General features: G+C 59.7%; 19 protein-coding genes. 6 read left to right on the top strand and 13 right to left on the bottom strand.

What is annotated here, in order from left to right:
• Positions 1 to 252 precede the first annotated feature (252 nt).
• The 7 genes from mnhG to QD357_RS16810 are packed head-to-tail and all read right to left on the bottom strand — an operon-like array spanning position 253 to position 6188.
• A complete protein-coding gene (gene mnhG, locus QD357_RS16840) occupies positions 253 to 615 on the bottom strand; it encodes a monovalent cation/H(+) antiporter subunit G (RefSeq protein WP_183937609.1) in 363 nt (120 codons plus the stop codon).
• Positions 615 to 983 carry a cation:proton antiporter gene (locus QD357_RS16835; protein WP_183937607.1) on the bottom strand — a complete coding sequence of 123 codons (369 nt, stop codon included), beginning with the start codon at positions 981 to 983 and terminating at the stop codon, positions 615 to 617. Before QD357_RS16835 ends, mnhG begins: the two co-directional genes overlap by 1 nt.
• Complete coding sequence (locus QD357_RS16830; protein ID WP_183937605.1) at positions 980 to 1453, bottom strand: Na+/H+ antiporter subunit E; 474 nt, start codon at positions 1451 to 1453, stop codon at positions 980 to 982. Before QD357_RS16830 ends, QD357_RS16835 begins: the two co-directional genes overlap by 4 nt.
• Positions 1450 to 3015, bottom strand: coding sequence for a Na+/H+ antiporter subunit D (locus QD357_RS16825; RefSeq protein ID WP_183937603.1), 1566 nt, complete (start codon positions 3013 to 3015; stop codon positions 1450 to 1452). The genes QD357_RS16830 and QD357_RS16825 overlap by 4 nt, the downstream gene beginning before the upstream one ends.
• A 4-nt stretch (positions 3016 to 3019) precedes the next feature.
• Positions 3020 to 3397 (bottom strand): Na+/H+ antiporter subunit C, encoded by a 378-nt coding sequence (locus tag QD357_RS16820; RefSeq protein ID WP_183937669.1) that lies wholly within the window; start codon positions 3395 to 3397, stop codon positions 3020 to 3022.
• The gene (locus tag QD357_RS16815; protein ID WP_183937601.1) at positions 3397 to 3816 is read right to left on the bottom strand and encodes a Na(+)/H(+) antiporter subunit B; all 420 of its coding nucleotides are present in this window, start codon (positions 3814 to 3816) and stop codon (positions 3397 to 3399) included. Before QD357_RS16815 ends, QD357_RS16820 begins: the two co-directional genes overlap by 1 nt.
• Positions 3813 to 6188, bottom strand: a complete 2376-nt coding sequence (locus QD357_RS16810; protein WP_183937599.1) for a putative monovalent cation/H+ antiporter subunit A — start codon at positions 6186 to 6188, stop codon at positions 3813 to 3815. The genes QD357_RS16815 and QD357_RS16810 overlap by 4 nt, the downstream gene beginning before the upstream one ends.
• Before the next feature lie 226 nt (positions 6189 to 6414).
• Between QD357_RS16810 and msrB the strand changes: the two genes are divergently transcribed.
• Complete coding sequence (msrB, locus tag QD357_RS16805) at positions 6415 to 6840, top strand: peptide-methionine (R)-S-oxide reductase MsrB (RefSeq protein WP_183937597.1); 426 nt, start codon at positions 6415 to 6417, stop codon at positions 6838 to 6840.
• Here msrB and QD357_RS16800 read toward each other — a convergent pair.
• The 3 genes from QD357_RS16800 to QD357_RS16790 form a co-directional block, all read right to left on the bottom strand.
• The gene (locus QD357_RS16800; protein WP_183937595.1) at positions 6837 to 6989 is read right to left on the bottom strand and encodes a hypothetical protein; all 153 of its coding nucleotides are present in this window, start codon (positions 6987 to 6989) and stop codon (positions 6837 to 6839) included. The genes msrB and QD357_RS16800 overlap by 4 nt on opposite strands.
• Before the next feature lie 81 nt (positions 6990 to 7070).
• Positions 7071 to 7502: a YybH family protein gene (locus QD357_RS16795; protein WP_183937593.1), complete on the bottom strand. Its 432-nt coding sequence runs from the start codon at positions 7500 to 7502 to the stop codon at positions 7071 to 7073.
• 104 nt (positions 7503 to 7606) lie between these two features.
• Positions 7607 to 8113, bottom strand: coding sequence for a GNAT family N-acetyltransferase (locus QD357_RS16790; protein WP_107107489.1), 507 nt, complete (start codon positions 8111 to 8113; stop codon positions 7607 to 7609).
• 205 nt (positions 8114 to 8318) lie between these two features.
• On the opposite strand from QD357_RS16790, the gene QD357_RS16785 reads away from it, so the two are divergent.
• Complete coding sequence (locus tag QD357_RS16785; RefSeq protein ID WP_107107488.1) at positions 8319 to 8834, top strand: hypothetical protein; 516 nt, start codon at positions 8319 to 8321, stop codon at positions 8832 to 8834.
• On the opposite strand, the gene trhA is transcribed toward QD357_RS16785, so the two are convergent.
• On the bottom strand, positions 8809 to 9477 hold the full coding sequence (gene trhA / locus QD357_RS16780; RefSeq protein ID WP_107107487.1) for a PAQR family membrane homeostasis protein TrhA: 669 nt from the start codon (positions 9475 to 9477) through the stop codon (positions 8809 to 8811). The two genes, QD357_RS16785 and trhA, sit on opposite strands and share 26 nt — an antisense overlap.
• Before the next feature lie 319 nt (positions 9478 to 9796).
• Between trhA and QD357_RS16775 the strand changes: the two genes are divergently transcribed.
• A complete protein-coding gene (locus QD357_RS16775; protein ID WP_107107486.1) occupies positions 9797 to 10663 on the top strand; it encodes a VOC family protein in 867 nt (288 codons plus the stop codon).
• 100 nt (positions 10664 to 10763) lie between these two features.
• On the top strand, positions 10764 to 11936 hold the full coding sequence (locus QD357_RS16770; protein WP_107107485.1) for an AI-2E family transporter: 1173 nt from the start codon (positions 10764 to 10766) through the stop codon (positions 11934 to 11936).
• A gap of 34 nt (positions 11937 to 11970) precedes the next feature.
• Here QD357_RS16770 and QD357_RS16765 read toward each other — a convergent pair whose 3' ends face one another.
• Positions 11971 to 12765 (bottom strand): polysaccharide deacetylase family protein, encoded by a 795-nt coding sequence (locus QD357_RS16765; RefSeq protein WP_107107507.1) that lies wholly within the window; start codon positions 12763 to 12765, stop codon positions 11971 to 11973.
• 273 nt (positions 12766 to 13038) lie between these two features.
• Between QD357_RS16765 and QD357_RS16760 the strand changes: the two genes are divergently transcribed.
• Together QD357_RS16760 and QD357_RS16755 are read left to right on the top strand one after the other, a co-directional pair.
• Positions 13039 to 13950, top strand: coding sequence for a DnaJ C-terminal domain-containing protein (locus QD357_RS16760; protein ID WP_107107484.1), 912 nt, complete (start codon positions 13039 to 13041; stop codon positions 13948 to 13950).
• A 3-nt stretch (positions 13951 to 13953) separates the two neighbouring features.
• Positions 13954 to 14286, top strand: coding sequence for a chaperone modulator CbpM (locus QD357_RS16755; RefSeq protein ID WP_107107483.1), 333 nt, complete (start codon positions 13954 to 13956; stop codon positions 14284 to 14286).
• Between the two features lie 5 nt (positions 14287 to 14291).
• On the opposite strand, the gene QD357_RS16750 is transcribed toward QD357_RS16755, so the two are convergent.
• Positions 14292 to 14681 carry a DUF930 domain-containing protein gene (locus QD357_RS16750; RefSeq protein WP_107107482.1) on the bottom strand — a complete coding sequence of 130 codons (390 nt, stop codon included), beginning with the start codon at positions 14679 to 14681 and terminating at the stop codon, positions 14292 to 14294.
• Positions 14682 to 14908: the final 227 nt, after the last annotated feature.

Below are 14908 nucleotides of genomic sequence, written 5' to 3'. Positions count from 1 at the left end.
AGGTAGGTCCGTCAATCCTTAACCGGAAGAAAGTTTTGCCCGCCGTTGTTTGAAAGAAAGATCAAAGCATTGGGCGCTTAAAGCCGGCTGAGACTAACTCAACATCAGAACTCTACTTGAATCTGGATTACCACTCTTTCTCCAAATGTCCAGTTTTTAATTCTATCATTTCTTTGCAAAATTCTCATCTATTAAAAATAGGTAACTAACGACGAGAATTTCTATTCACTTTTCTGGCAATCCACGCGTTTGTTAGCTTTTCATTTTGTAAGAACGCCGCTCCATCAGTCCTTTCGCAAGATCATCGCGCACGGATGGCGCCATTAACCTGTGACCAGCTTTGTGAGCGGCACGCGCGAGAAGATGGGCGGAAATCGGCGCGGTCAAGACGAAAAACACAAAACCTGCCAATGCCCGCGCCAATATCGGCAGTTCCTGGGAATGAAAACCGACTGCAAGTAGCAACAGACCGGAACCGACCGTGCCCGCCTTCGAAGCGGCGTGCATGCGGCTATAGAGATCCGGCAGGCGGACGATACCGATCGACGCAATGAGCGAAAACAACGCGCCCGCCAGCAGCAGGAAGGCGACGATGATGGCAGCGACCAGTTCCATTACCGCCCTCCTTTCTTGCGACGGCTATTCTTGCGAACCCGTTTTCTTTCCGCCGCAGTCGCTGCCGATGGCTGTCGTTCGGCATTCTCCGATGTGCCATGGGTCAGGATGAACCGGGCAAAGGCGATCGTGGCCAGGAACCCGACAAGACCGAGCGCGATGGCGATGTCGATATAGAGTGTAAAGCCGGTTTTGATGGCGATGACGGCGATGAAGCCGATGGCGATCGCCGTCAGCATGTCGAGCGCCAGCACCCTGTCCGGCAAAGTCGGACCAACCACCACACGAAAGACGGTGAGCAGCAGGGCCAGGCTGAGAATAGCAAGCGATACCGTGGCGGCAGCGGAAACGATGGAAGCGGCAATCATCGGAACGCCTCCATGATTCGGCGCTCGAACCCATCGGCTATGCCGCGTTTCACCGCCTCCGGGTCGGAGCAATCGAGCGCGTGCACGTAGAGCGTCTTGCGGTCGTCGGAAACGTCGACGGAAAGCGTGCCGGGCGTCAAGGTAATGAGATTGGCGAGCAGGGTGATCTCGAAATCGCGGTCCACCGTCAGTGGAAAGGCGAAGATGCCGGGCTTCACATCCATTTTCGGGCTCATGACGGTGACCGCGACTGCCCATGCCGATTTGGCGAGTTCACGCAGGAACAGCAGCAATAGCTGCAGAATCCGCCCGATACGCCCGAGATAGGGTACGCCGCCGTAGGACCCGCGCAGGGTCGCCAGAACGAGTGCCGCGAGGACGAAGCCAAGAACGAGATTAAGGAAGGAGGCGCTGCCAGTGACGGCAACCCAGACGATGGCGAGTAGCAGGTTGAAGACGAACAGGATCATTGGGCTCCCGCTCCTGCCGGAAAGACGGAATGCAGATAGGCCGAGGGGTCTTCGAGGCCACCGGCGGCAAGCTGCGTCAGATGCAACAGCCGCTCCGGAAACAGCCCAAAGCCTATGACCAAGGCGGCAAGGACGGCCAGCGGCAAGCCGGCCTGCCAGGCAATCGGCTGTGGCACCGCAGCGTCCTGTGCAGTTCCTGGACGCCAATAGACGAGGAGAAAGATGCGGCCAAAGACAATGGTGGTGAGAAAGCCGGTCAACAGGATCGCAGCGGCAATCCACCATGCGCCCATGTCGAGCGCTGCCTTCACTAGGATAACCTTGGGCCAGAAGCCGGAAAATGGCGGCAGGCCGCACGCGGCGAAAAACATCACGAGCGACAGACCGGCGAACCAGCCGCTTTGCCGGTAAAGCCCGCCAAGAGTGGCGAGCGAGAAACCGCCACCAAGCTTCGCCACCTGGCCGGCCAACAGATAAAGCGCCGTCATCAGCACCATGGAATGCAGTGCATAGAAGATCGTGCCACTGAGGCCGCTGGCACTGCCAAGCGCGACGCCCGCCAGCATCGTGCCGATACCGGAAATGACGACATAGCCGAACAGGCGGCGGAGATCGCTTTCGCCGAGCGCACCGAGCACACCTACCAGCATGGTTGCAATGGCAACGATGCTCGTGATCGGGCCGAGCCCGGCACGCTCGACGGGCAGCAGCATCACCAGAACCCTGATCAGGGCATAAATGCCGACCTTGGTAAGCAAACCGGCGAAGAGCGCCGAAACCGTGATACGCGGCGTATGGTAAGATGCCGGCAGCCAGAAATTGACCGGGAAAGCTGCGGCCTTCATGCCGAAAGCGAGGAGGAACAGGCCGGCAAGCGTCATCAATGGTGCCGCGTTGCCGGGCGCCCTCGCCTTCATGGCGATATCGGCCATATTGAGCGTGCCGAAGACTGCATAGAGATAGCCGACGGAAACGAGAAACAGTGTCGTGGCGATAAGGTTCAGCACTGCATATTTCAAAGCACCATCGATTTGCTCACGCTCCGATCCGAGGATCAGCAGGCCGAAGGAGGAAATCAGCAGCACTTCGAACCAGACATAGAGATTGAAGACGTCGCCGGTCAGAAATGCACCGCTGACGCCGGCAAGCAACAGCATGAGAAAAGGAAAGAAGCCGTAGCGACGGCCGCCCTCCGTAATCTCGCCAAGCGCATAGAGGCTCGCTGCCAGTGCCACGACGGCGGCCGCCAGCGCCATGACCGCGCCGAGAAGGTCGGCACTGAAGGCAATGCCGAATGGCGGCAGCCAGCGGCCCATGACCATGGTTACCGGCCCCTCGTTGGCGACCTTATGGAGCAAAGCGGCATCGATCAGCACCAGCAGGGCCAGGCCGGGTATGGCGATCCAGCCCTGCAACGCCGTGCGATCACGTAACATCATCAGAATTGCGCCGAGGCCGATGCATAGGGCCACCGGCAGGATCACCAGCCAATGACCGGCCTGCACCGGCGCTGTCACCAGCGCGGCGGAAAGATCGAGGGCGGTGTTGGTTGGTGCCGCCATATCGTCAATATCCCAAGGGCGGCAACGGCCGCTCTTTCGGTTCTGCCAGCCGCATCTCGCCGGTATTGTCGGTCTTCAGGTCTTGATAGGCCCGATAGGTCAGCACCAGCAGGAAGGCGAAGAAGGAAAACGATATGACGATTGCCGTCAGGATAAGCGCCTGCGGCAGTGGGTTGGCGGCGCTCGTACTGAGCGTGTCGGCGCCGGCCGGAATGATCGGCGGCACCTCGGGCGTCACCCGGCCGGCGGTGAAAAGCAGCAGGTTGACGGCGTTTCCGAGGATTGCGATGCCCAGCATGATGCGGATCGAAAACTTCGACATCATCAGATAGATCGCGGCGGCGAAGAACAGGCTGACGAGCGTCGCAAAGACCACCTCCATCATTCCACCTCCCGCTCTTCGAGCGCCAGCGCGATCGAGGTGATGGCGCCCACAACGACCAGATAGACGCCGGCATCGAACAGCATGACGCTTGAAAGCGGCACCTCGACGCCGAAGAGATGCGGATAGATCCAGAGCCCGGTCATGAAGGGCACTCTGGAGAAGACCGACAACAAGCCGGCAACCGTCGAGGCCAGTAGGCCAAAACCGGCAATCGTCAGCGGATGGAAGATGATGGCCCGGCGTACCGCCGCCACACCGCAGGCAATGCCATAGATCGCCAGCGCAGACGCCGCGATCAGCCCACCGATGAAACCGCCGCCGGGCTCATTGTGGCCGCGCAGCAGCACGAAGATCGAGAAGAGCAGCATCAAGGCGGTCAGGAACGGCGCGGCAGTCCGGAAGATGACAGTGTTCATGGGCGCTCGGCCTCCATCGTCCCTTTCACATCGGTGTCGGTGGCCGCAAGCTTGCGCTGACCGCCGGCGCGGATGCGGATCAGCGCCAAGATGGCGAGGCCGGTGATGGTGACGACGGCGATCTCGCCGAGCGTATCCGTACCGCGGAAGTCGACGATGATCACGTTGACGACGTTGGTGCCATGGGCGATCAGCTTGGAATAATGGTTGAAGAACGCCGTCAGCGTCAGGTCGAAGGGCGCCTGCGTGGCCTTCAGGAGCAGCAATCCGAAACCGAGGCCACAGGCGATGGCAAGCGCTCCATGAAACAGCATCTGCAGTGGCGAGCGGCGGTCGGCGGGCGACAAGCGGAGCCGCGTCATCACCAGCGCTAGGATGACGACGGAGAGAGTCTCGACCATGAACTGCGTGAAGGACAGATCCGGCGCACCGAAGAGCAGGAAGATGACAGCGACGGCAAAACCTTGAATGCCGAGCGAAACGATCGCCGTCAGCCGGTCGCGAGCCACGACGACGGCGGCAAGGCCGATGACGGCGATCAGGAAAATCGCCGCCTCATGCCACTGCATGTCTGGCCATGAGGGCATAACTGGCAGCTCGCCATAGAGCACCAGCGGCATCAGCAGCATGGCGGCAAGGCAGAGGAAGGTGACGGTGACGTAGATCTCCAACCGGCCGGGCTGCAGAAAACGGGAGACGGCATACGATAGGCGCACCAGCCCCGAGATGAGGCCATCGAAACCGCGATCCGGTCCCGGCCCGAGCTTGTGCAGCACCGCCGTCATCAGAAGGCGGGCGCGACCGAACTTCCAATAGACGAAGGTGCCGATCAATATCGTCAAGGTGGACAGCGCCAAAGGTAGGCCAAGGTGCGGAACGACCGAGATCGATATCTCCATGGCCTTGCCGCCGACCGCACTTGCCATAGGCGAGGATATGTAAGCGTGCCAAAAACTCGAGGCTATCGCGGCGGCTATACCCAGAATAGCGAGCAGAACCGGGCCGAGCCAGAGCAGCGGCGGCGCCTCATGGGGATGTTTCGGCGTCTCGACACGCGCGCCGATGAATGGTGTCAGCGCCACGGCGAAGGCGATGGCGAACATCAGGGCGTTACCGGCAATCGTAACAATTGTCAGGGCGATCGGCCAAGAAGAGGATTGGGCCAGTGCATCATAGATCTCCTCTTTCGCGAGGAAGCCGATGGCGGGCGGCAAGCCGCCCATCGAAATTGCTGAGGCCAGCGCCGCTACAAAGGTCAAGGGCATGGCGTGGCGCAGGCCGCCAAGATGAGTGATGTCGCGCGTGCCAGTCTCATGATCGACGATGCCGGCGACCATGAACAGCGCGCCTTTGAACAGTGAATGCGCCACCAGATAGAGCACAGCCGCCTCGACCGCATGATCGGAGTCGAAGCCTATAAGCAACACAAGCAGTCCGAGCGAGGAGACGGTGGTATAGGCAAGCTTCAGCTTCAGATCGGTCTGGCGAATGGCAAGCAGCGTCCCGGCCATCAATGTCATGCCACCGAAGACCGGCAGGATCGTCTCCCAGGCCGCGGTGCCGCCCATTGCCGGGTTGAGCCGCATCAAGAGATAGACGCCGGCCTTCACCATCGTCGCAGAATGCAGATAGGCCGACACGGGCGTCGGCGCCTCCATGGCGTTCGGCAGCCAGAAATGGAAGGGAAATTGCGCGGACTTGGTGAAGGCGCCGCCGAGCACCAGGATCAATACGGCGATATAAAACGGACTTTCGCGCAGCGCGCCGCCGGTCCTCAACAGACCGGACATGTCAGCAGCGCCGGTGATCTGCCAGATCAACAACAGGCCCGCGAGCAGCAGCAGCCCTCCCCCGCCGGTAACGACCAGTGCCTGCAAGGCACCGCGCCGTGCCGCCTCACGCTGATGATCGAACCCGATCAACAGGAAGGAGGTGATAGAGGTCAGCTCCCAAAAGACGAACAGCGTCAGGAAACTGTCCGACACGACGAGCCCGAGCATCGACCCCATGAACAGGAAGATGAAGGAGAAGAAGCGGCCTTGGTCTACATGCCCCTTCAGATAGCCGCCGGCATAAAGCACGATCAGCGCTCCAATGCCGGTGATCAGCAGCGCGAATGTCAGCGACAGCCCGTCGAGCAGCCAGGAGAAGCGCAAACCGAGGCTTGGCACCCAATCCAAGCCTTCCTGGACATTATGACCAGCCGCGATGTCGGGAAGAAAGCTCGCGAAATACAGAAAGGCGAGTGCGGGAAAAACCGCCAGCGGCCAGGCTGCATTATGGCCGAGATAGCGGACAGCGGCGGGCGCGATGATCGCGCCGAGAAAGGGCAGACACAAAGCCAGGAATGTCAGGCCGGTGACACTGGCCATGTCTTCTCCCTGCTGAACAATCGCGGAATCCGGTAAAGCCGAAAGTCTTCATTGGGATAGGCTAAAGGCCGAATTGCCTCAAGCCCCGCGCGAGAAAACCGCGCGGTAAACCACCGGAATCATCTTTGGCAGCACGGCCGGAGAGTTGAAGAAGCGGCGGGGCTGCGCCACATTGCGCCGACGGGGCTCGCCCAATAGATTGGGCGATGGGAAAGGGATGTCACTCATGTCTGCTACGATGACAGGGCCTAAAATCGAGAAGACCGATGCCGAATGGCGGGAACAATTGACGCCGGAGCAATATCGCATCACGCGGCAGCACGGCACGGAACGCGCCTTTACAGGCCCCTATTGGGACTCGTTCGAAACCGGCCTTTATCGCTGCGTTTGTTGCAACACACCGCTTTTCCGCTCCGACACGAAATTCGATGCAGGCTGCGGCTGGCCAAGCTATTTCGAACCGGCTTCACCCACGGCAGTCAAGGAATATCGCGACGAATCTCACGGTATGGTGCGCACCGAAATCCGCTGCGGCGCCTGCGACGCCCATCTCGGCCACGTCTTCCCCGACGGCCCGCCGCCAACCGGACTGCGCTATTGCATCAACGGTCACGCCATGGTGTTCGAGGCGGGGAACTACGCAGCACGTTAGCTGCCGTGAAAAACGCCTACGCTAAATCCCGGCACAAGCGTCGATTGCTGTCGTTCGATGATCTCTTCCATGGCGAGGCGGCCGAGCAACGGCGCCAAGATGACGCCGGGATGAGCGACGGCAATATAGACGCCGTCAACGCCAGGCAAAAAACCAAGTCTCGGAAACCCATCGGCGAAGACCGGGCGATAGCCGACAACCGCCTGCTTCAGCCGGGTCCGGCAACCCTTTTACTCTCCGACTATGGACGCCGGCGGGCGGGCTGAGGTGATCGGATCGGCGTGACGAAGGACGATCCTCCACGCGCCTTCTTCCCGCCGGAATATGGTGGTGACCCGAAGCGCGATCGGCACCAGTTTGTCGCCACCACCGACCTTGGATCGGAACCGCTCGACCTCAATGATGTACCCCAAGTCCGCCGTCGCGTACTCGGAGAGGCGCTCAAAGCCGGTGGCCTCGCCGTCCCGGTAATTGGTTGCAGCCCGTTCCATGGTCGCGGCGGCCTTTTCCCACCCCTTCGCCGGCGGCCCGAACGGATTGGCGATAATGACGTCATCCCGTCGCGAGTAGAGATCTTTCAGAGGTTCAGGATCGCCCTTCACGAAAGCATCTAAAGCCAGATGATCCTGCTCGATAAAATTCGTTAAGTCAGAGGCCAACATCTTAGTGCCCTCAGATGATCGGAAACAGAACTTTATCCGAAAAGTCGGCCCTCCGCTCGCGCTGTCTCACTTCCCAGTCGGCCAACCGTTAATGAGTTCACGCCTTAGACCGTTATGCGCAGTTCCATGCAGGTCAGATCCAGCCAGCGACCGAACTTGGTGCCGACTTCTGAAAACTGACCAACGATGCGGAAGCCAAGCTTTTCATGCAGGCGGATGGAGGTGGCGTTGCCGGTCTCGATGGCGGCGATCATGACGTGGACATTGCCGGTAGCCGCACGGGCGACGAGTTCGCGCAGCAGGCCTTCACCGATCCCGAGGCCGCGATGATCCTTGTCCACATAGATGGAATTTTCGACCGTGTGGCGATAACCGTCAAAGGCACGCCAATCACCATAGGAGGCATAGCCGGCGACCTTGCCGTCCTTCTCCGCAACGACGACCGGAAAGCCCTTCGCCTTGCGCGCCTTGAGCCATTCAATCCGATTGTCGACGTCGACCAGCGTGTCATTCCAGATCGCCGTCGTGTGCAAGACCGCGTCGTTGTAGATCTCACAAATCGCAGGCAGATCAGCCTCGGTGGCATCGCGAAGCAGCACGGCTTGGTCCATAATCACATCGTCCAATTGTTCTAAGATACCGATGCGGCATACTCCGCGATATTGACGAAGTAAATCTGCCATTCCTGCATGGCTCGCAATGAAACCGTAACGAATTGAAGCTATTTTCTAATCATTCCTAGAATCACTATGGAATTTCTGCTGAAAAATGCGCTATTCATAGCTGGTTTGCAGATCCCGCCTCCCGGAAACCGCAATGCTCGCGCGCCTGATCGCCCTCCTGCTCTTTTCCGCCGCGCCGGCGTTGGCCACCGACTGGTGGTCCTACGACAATGCGCGGTTCGGCTATACGATTGAACTGCCGCCGGAATTCCGCCTTTCGGCCCGTTCGGACAATGGCGATGGCATGACCTTGGCGCCGACCGATCAGTCGGCGCGGCTGCTTGTTTTCGGCACCAATATCCTCGATGGCGACTTCTCGACCGAAGCGAATACCCGCATCGCACTCGCCAAGAATGATGGCTGGCAGATCTCCTATACGAAATCGACCTCGCACGGCATCAGCTTCTCAGGCACCAAACAGGGCCGCATCGTCTATGTACGCGGCGTCGCTCTCTGCAATGGCGCCGCGGCCTTCTTCCAGATGGATTATCCCAAGACGGACATGCAGCGCTTTGACGCCGTCGTCATGCGCCTGGTGCGCAGCCTGCATTCGACGATAAAGTGCGCGACAACGACACAGATCGTCAAAAATTTTCCGGTGACAGGCTGAAACAGGTCAGCACCGCCGAATAATGCACGGCGGCGGCGGCAAGCACGAAGCCGTGCCAGATGGCGTTCTGGAAACGCAACTTCTCCCAGACGTGGAAAATCACGCCCAGCGAATAGATGACGCCGCCGATGATGATCAGCAGCATCGACGCGAATGGTATGTGCAGGGCAACGGGTCTCGCCACCAGCACGCCGCTCCAGCCCATGGCGAGATAGAGCAGGATAGCCAGCCGGTCATACCGCCCCGGAAAAACACATTTCAGCATGATGCCGAGTCCGGCGAAAACCCAGATGGCAATCAGCATGGCAAACAGCAAAGGATCGTCGGCGCCACGCTGCAGGAACGGCGTATAGGTGGCGGCGATCAGGACGAAGATGGCGGAATGATCGAAACGTCGCAGGACCCACTTCGTCTGCGACACCGGCCACACATTGTAGGCGAAGGACATCGCCAGGGTCAGAACGAGGCCGACGCCATAGATCCAGGCCGCGGCAATCTCGCCGTAGGAACTCCATACCGTCGCATAGAAGATCAACACGGTCGAGCCGATCAAAGCCAAGACCACGCCGATCCCGTTGACGATGCTGTCAACGATCACTTCATATCGGTCATAGGCCCAACGGATCCCTCTGAATTCGGGCATGCGTGCTCCCATTGGTCGCGCTAACGTTGATCGTCTCACCTCGGGCGGATGGAGACAACTGGGTGGAATGCGCATATAGGTAAATCTTCGTGAATGGCGAGAGGACCATCACGCGGCTGTCAACGGACAGCGAACGCTCAATCCGCAATTTCTGATCTTCTGTGAACAATCAGAATCCGCCATATCTAGCTCAAGTACAGCGGGCCAGAGATTCTGAAGAGGCACATCAACCGGCGAAAGCTCTGAGGCCTGCCATTGGCGGCGTTTTCGTCGCCGCACCGGTTGCTCTCCTGCAAAACATTGAGGTTGGAATACCCGCATGACCGAAACCGCTCCCTCCTATGCACTGACGCGCCCCGCCTATGTCGGCCAGTCGCATCTTGTCGTCACCGACCTGGCGCTGGTGTCGCGCTTTTATCAGAACATGCTGGGCCTGAAGGTCATTGAAAAGACAGCCAGCGGCGAGGTGCTGGGCGTTGCCGGTCAGCCGCTTTTGACTCTGACGACCGATCGCGCGGCTAAACGAGCGCCGCAAACGGCCGCAGGCCTTTTCCATACCGCCTTCCTGATGCCCGATCGCGTCGAGCTTGCCCGTTGGCTGCGCCACGCGGCGCATAATGGCGTCGCCCTCGAAGGCGCCTCCGACCATATCGTCAGCGAGGCAATCTACCTTTCCGATCCCGAGGGCAACGGCATCGAGATCTATGCAGACCGGCCGCACGAGCAGTGGAAATTCCACAGCGACGGCACAGTCGAAATGGCAACGCTGCGCCTCGATTTGCAGAAACTTTACGAAAGCGCACCGCAGGATCGCTGGGACGGGATGGCCGAGGGTTCGGCGATCGGCCATATCCATTTGCAGGTCGGCGACGTCGCGGAAGCGAATGCCTTCTATCGCGATGTGCTGGGAATGCAGGTAATGGCGGCGCGCTATCCCGGCGCGACCTTCCTCGCAACCGGCGGCTATCACCATCATCTCGGCGCCAATACCTGGAACAGCCGCGGCGCCGGCGTCCGGTCCGAAGATATGACCGGCCTTTCCGACTACACGTTGCGTTTCAACGACAAGGACGCGCTCGACAAGGCCGTCGCCGCACTCGATCTGCATCAGATCAAGACGGAAAAGCGTGACGGCGGCGTTTCGCTGCGTGATCCCTGGGGCATCGGGCTGAATTTGATCGCCTGACCCCCTGTCCCGAAGCCTACCGAAAGGCCCGTTCTGGAACCAGGACGGGCCTTTCGCGTTTGCGTATCGAGGCAATGGGTTTCGCGCGACGGGTTCGGGGATGGATATCGCCAACGGCATACGCAAACAGGCGCGCAGACTTGCGGCGGCAAGCGAAGGGCGTTCCAGCGCCTGGGTGGATGCGTTACGGGCGGACACCGAACAGTTGGACAAAGCCTCATCAGAAAGACCCGTTCAGAAGGATGGGCTCGATGTCGCCGCGGCCTGGGCGGTTATCGGCATCTTCCTCGTCTTGGCGCTTGCCGGCGTCTATATGATGTCGATCATCCTCATTCCTGTGACGCTGGCCGTGGTCGTCGGCATGATCCTGGGGCTGGCTGCGGAAAGACTGAGCAAGCTTGGCGTGCCGCGCATCCTTAACGCCGTTCTGCTGTCATCGGCGGTGGCGCTGGTCATCTTCCTGATCATCAATTCGCTCGCCGGGCCTATGGCGACGCTTGCCCAGGAAGGGCCTGACTTTTTCCAACGCACCGTCGATCGGCTGATGCCCTATCTCGAACGGATCAAGTGGTTACACATCACGCCGCAGACCTTTGAAAGCGGGCCGATGTCGATCAATGTGCTGCTCGAAAACAGCGCCAACGTCCTGCACATCCTCGCCAATAGCCTGACGCCCGCCATCGTCCAGGGCCTGCTGTTTTTTGCGGCGCTGCTGCTGTTCCTTGCCGGCCGCATCAGCCTGCGCAAGACGATCATCTTGACCTTCTCCACCAGAACATCGCGGCTGGCGGCAATCCGCATCATCAATGCGGTCGAGCAAGTGCTCGGCTTCTACTTTGCGACGGCCGCGCTGATCTATGCCGGCCTCGGCGTCGTGATGACGATCATTGCCTATGTCGGCGGCATGAGCGCGCCGGTTCTCTGGGGCATCTTCGCCTTTCTCTCCAGCTTCGTCCCGTTCGTCGGCATCACGACGGTAACGATCGCGCTGGCGATCGCCGGCATCATCACCCATGACGATATCATCTTCGGTCTCGCCCCGGCCGTCGCCTTCTTCTCCGTCCATCTCACCGTGGAAAATCTGGTTTTCCCGGCAGTCATGGGTCGGCAATGGGAACTCAATCCATTCATCGTTTTCCTGGCGATTATCTTCTGGACCTGGATGTGGGGTGCTGTCGGCGCGATGCTCGCGCTGCCGCTGTCGCTGATCGTCATGACCGTGGTCAACGAGTTGTTCTTGGACGAAAAGGTGCAGCCGCAATTACCGGAGTGACCGCGTCAGCGATCGGCGCTGAGACCGAACCGCCTCAGTTCGTCGTATCGTCATCCCCCTGCTCGGGAATATCCTGTAGGCGAACGAACTGCACGCCCTTGGCCTTCAGCGCCAGGATGCTCGCGGCGACACCTTCACCGGCGGCATGGGTCGGCTGGTTGATATGCGAGATTATGACGTCGCCGTCCTTGGCAGAGGCATATTGTTTTTCCACCATCTTGGCCGGCAGCAGCGAGCCGCTGTCGCCATTCACGGAATAGCCGGCAATGCGATAGCCCATGCCGCGAATCTGAGCGATGGCCGAGAGGCTATATTTTGCCGTCGCGCCTCGGAACCAATGCGGCTGAGGAATGCCGGCGGCGATCATGGCATCGGCACCGCCTTTGACCTCCTGCGCGACCGCCTGCGGCGAACCGGCAGCGGGAATGCCATAGACCGCCATTGGGATATCGACCGCGGGAATGTGGTTCTGGCCGTGATCTTCAAGTTCGAAAATGTCGGGATGAGCGAGGAAGACGGCAAGCGTTTCGGGGTTGCTGCGCAGCCAGCGAGCGGTAACGAAGATCGTCGCCGGGATATGGTGATCGACCAATGTGCTGAGAATGCGCGGATCGGTCTTGCCCATGCAGGCGTCGAAGGTCAGGGCTATGCGCGGTGCGCCCTTACCGGCGCGATTGACGTGCAGATGGGGCTCGACCAACTTGACGTTCGAAGCCGCTGCCTTCGGCGGAAGTTGCGGCCAGACGACCGGCTTCGCCGTGGGCTCGGCGGCAAAAGCGGCCGGAACAGCGGCGAGCAGGAATGCAGACGTCAGCAGAAAACGGTTCATCAGGCAGCCACCGGTCGGATCGAATGAAATGAAGTCTGTTCGGAAAAGGTGCATGATTGCCACAAGCTCCTTGACGCTGTGCCCGCCATCGTCCGGCAAGGCGACGGAAATATGGCGGCTTGCCCATAACACCGCCCATTCCCCATCACAAATGCGGCAACGGCCATTCTGCCGCAATCGCCGGCACGACATGCCATCATTTATGCTACGATTGATACCACGCCTGCCTATCACTATCTGCGTATTTTCCTGTGCTCCCAAAGGGAAACATTCATGAGCCGTGATCCCTACGATATTCTGGGCGTAAAGCGGGACGCCCCGCAAAAAGACATTCAAAGCGCCTATCGCAAGCTTGCGAAAAAGCTGCATCCCGATCTGAACCCCGGCGACAAACAGGCCGAGGATAAATTCAAGGAAGTCTCCGCGGCCTACGGCATCCTCGGCGACGAGGAGAAGCGCGTGCGCTTCGACCGCGGCGAGATCGACAACACCGGCGCGGAGAAGCCGCCACGCAGCTATTATCGCGACTACGCGGCGAACGAAGGCCAGCGCGGCCCCTATCGCAACACGGGTGGTTTCGCCGATTTCGGGGATACCGACGATATACTTTCCAGCTTCTTCTCACGTCGCAGCCGAGGCCAATCCGGAATGCAGGGTCAGGATCGCCACTATTCCATGGAGGTCGACTTTCTCGACGCCATCAACGGCACGAAAAAGCAGATCAATCTGCCGGACGGACCGGCGCTCGACGTGCAGATACCGGCGGGAACCCGCGACGGGCAGACGCTGCGCCTCCGCGGCAAGGGCGACCCCGGTTTCGGCGGCGGCGCCTCCGGGGATGCGCTGATAGAGGTGCATGTGCGCCCGCACCGCTTCTTCGTTCGGGACGGCAACGATATTAGATTTGAACTGCCGATTTCGCTTGCGGAGGCGGTGCTCGGCGGCAAAGTCCGCGTGCCCACGCCGTCCGGTCCGGTCACTATTACCCTTCAACCGAACTCCAACACCGGCAAGGTTTTGCGGCTGAAGGGCAAAGGCGTGCCGGTGCATGGCAAGGACAACGGCGATGCCTATGTTTCGTTGAAGATCGTCTTGCCGGACGCGCCGGATGCGGAGCTGACGGCTTTTGTTTCCGAATGGCAGGGCGGCAAGACGCATGATCCCAGAAAGACCATGGGAGGCTGAGCTATGAACGAGAGCGAGTTTCGTTTGCGCCTCGAAATAGACAATACGGTGCTGGAGGTCTGGATTGAACAGGGCTGGCTCGTCCCCGAAACGACCGGTGAAGGCCGGCATTTTCGCGAAGCCGATCTGGCGCGGGGGCAGTTGATCCTAGATCTGGTCAACGCGATGGGCGTCAACGAGCCCGGTGTCGATCTGGTCATGGATCTGGTGGATCAGCTCCATGGGCTCAGGGGGACGCTACGCGACCTGACGGACGCCGTCTGTCATCAGAGTCCCGATGTGCAGGAGCATGTTCTCTCCGAACTCTACCGGCTGGAACGCCAAAGACGGCGCTGACGGCATCAATTGTAGAGATAGTATTTTGGCCAGCTCTCGCGCGGCACTTTCTCGCCGATTTCGTAGCTCAGGCCCCGCACATCGATATGCTGCGGGCCGGTCGTGCACTTATAGGAGAGATGATACCAGTCTCCCTTGCTGCGAAAGACCGCGCCAGGAGCATTCATCGAGTCCGGAGACATATCAGGGTCGCTGAACGTATAGGCGATGACCTTGTCGGGCTTGAAGCCGGCCTTCTCTGTGCTGATTCGTTTCATTGCCTCAGCATCGCAGGTCTGCTCCATCCGCTCGGAAGGATCGAGCTTCTCCAATTCCTTCTTCATGGTCGCATCCACGGCAAAAGCGGACGTCGCGATGGCTGCCAACGGGATGAGAATGGCGATGAATTTCAGCATGAAGACCGATCCCTTGCTTAACTGCGGGCTGGGAAGCGTCTGTTCGACCAGAAAAGCGATAAGGCCGCCTTATTATCGACGCAACATACGCGGACTTCGTTAAAGAATGTGGTCACATCAAGGCAGTCTGGGCGAGCTCTTCTGACTCCATCAGCTAGATCCAAGCTTATTGTCATCCGCTTGCTCGAGGCTTGAGCGGGCAATTGCCGCTTGAACCCCGGCCAAGC

Source organism: Rhizobium sp. BR 317, from assembly GCF_047445835.1.
Classification (GTDB): domain Bacteria; phylum Pseudomonadota; class Alphaproteobacteria; order Rhizobiales; family Rhizobiaceae; genus Rhizobium; species Rhizobium paranaense.
Note: the sequence above shows the minus strand (reverse complement) of the source record. Positions and strands in the feature narration are given on the sequence as shown.

What these genes read in the sequence shown, in the direction of transcription:
- mnhG (WP_183937609.1), bottom strand. Translation starts at nt 615, where the DNA reads ATGGAACTGGTCGCTGCCATCATCGTCGCCTTCCTGCTGCTGGCGGGC.
- QD357_RS16835 (WP_183937607.1), bottom strand. Translation starts at nt 983, where the DNA reads ATGATTGCCGCTTCCATCGTTTCCGCTGCCGCCACGGTATCGCTTGCT.
- QD357_RS16830 (WP_183937605.1), bottom strand. Translation starts at nt 1,453, where the DNA reads ATGATCCTGTTCGTCTTCAACCTGCTACTCGCCATCGTCTGGGTTGCC.
- QD357_RS16825 (WP_183937603.1), bottom strand. Translation starts at nt 3,015, where the DNA reads ATGGCGGCACCAACCAACACCGCCCTCGATCTTTCCGCCGCGCTGGTG.
- QD357_RS16820 (WP_183937669.1), bottom strand. Translation starts at nt 3,397, where the DNA reads ATGGAGGTGGTCTTTGCGACGCTCGTCAGCCTGTTCTTCGCCGCCGCG.
- QD357_RS16815 (WP_183937601.1), bottom strand. Translation starts at nt 3,816, where the DNA reads ATGAACACTGTCATCTTCCGGACTGCCGCGCCGTTCCTGACCGCCTTG.
- QD357_RS16810 (WP_183937599.1), bottom strand. Translation starts at nt 6,188, where the DNA reads ATGGCCAGTGTCACCGGCCTGACATTCCTGGCTTTGTGTCTGCCCTTT.
- msrB (WP_183937597.1), top strand. Translation starts at nt 6,415, where the DNA reads ATGTCTGCTACGATGACAGGGCCTAAAATCGAGAAGACCGATGCCGAA.
- QD357_RS16795 (WP_183937593.1), bottom strand. Translation starts at nt 7,502, where the DNA reads ATGTTGGCCTCTGACTTAACGAATTTTATCGAGCAGGATCATCTGGCT.
- QD357_RS16790 (WP_107107489.1), bottom strand. Translation starts at nt 8,113, where the DNA reads ATGGACCAAGCCGTGCTGCTTCGCGATGCCACCGAGGCTGATCTGCCT.
- QD357_RS16785 (WP_107107488.1), top strand. Translation starts at nt 8,319, where the DNA reads ATGCTCGCGCGCCTGATCGCCCTCCTGCTCTTTTCCGCCGCGCCGGCG.
- trhA (WP_107107487.1), bottom strand. Translation starts at nt 9,477, where the DNA reads ATGCCCGAATTCAGAGGGATCCGTTGGGCCTATGACCGATATGAAGTG.
- QD357_RS16775 (WP_107107486.1), top strand. Translation starts at nt 9,797, where the DNA reads ATGACCGAAACCGCTCCCTCCTATGCACTGACGCGCCCCGCCTATGTC.
- QD357_RS16770 (WP_107107485.1), top strand. Translation starts at nt 10,764, where the DNA reads ATGGATATCGCCAACGGCATACGCAAACAGGCGCGCAGACTTGCGGCG.
- QD357_RS16765 (WP_107107507.1), bottom strand. Translation starts at nt 12,765, where the DNA reads ATGAACCGTTTTCTGCTGACGTCTGCATTCCTGCTCGCCGCTGTTCCG.
- QD357_RS16760 (WP_107107484.1), top strand. Translation starts at nt 13,039, where the DNA reads ATGAGCCGTGATCCCTACGATATTCTGGGCGTAAAGCGGGACGCCCCG.
- QD357_RS16755 (WP_107107483.1), top strand. Translation starts at nt 13,954, where the DNA reads ATGAACGAGAGCGAGTTTCGTTTGCGCCTCGAAATAGACAATACGGTG.
- QD357_RS16750 (WP_107107482.1), bottom strand. Translation starts at nt 14,681, where the DNA reads ATGCTGAAATTCATCGCCATTCTCATCCCGTTGGCAGCCATCGCGACG.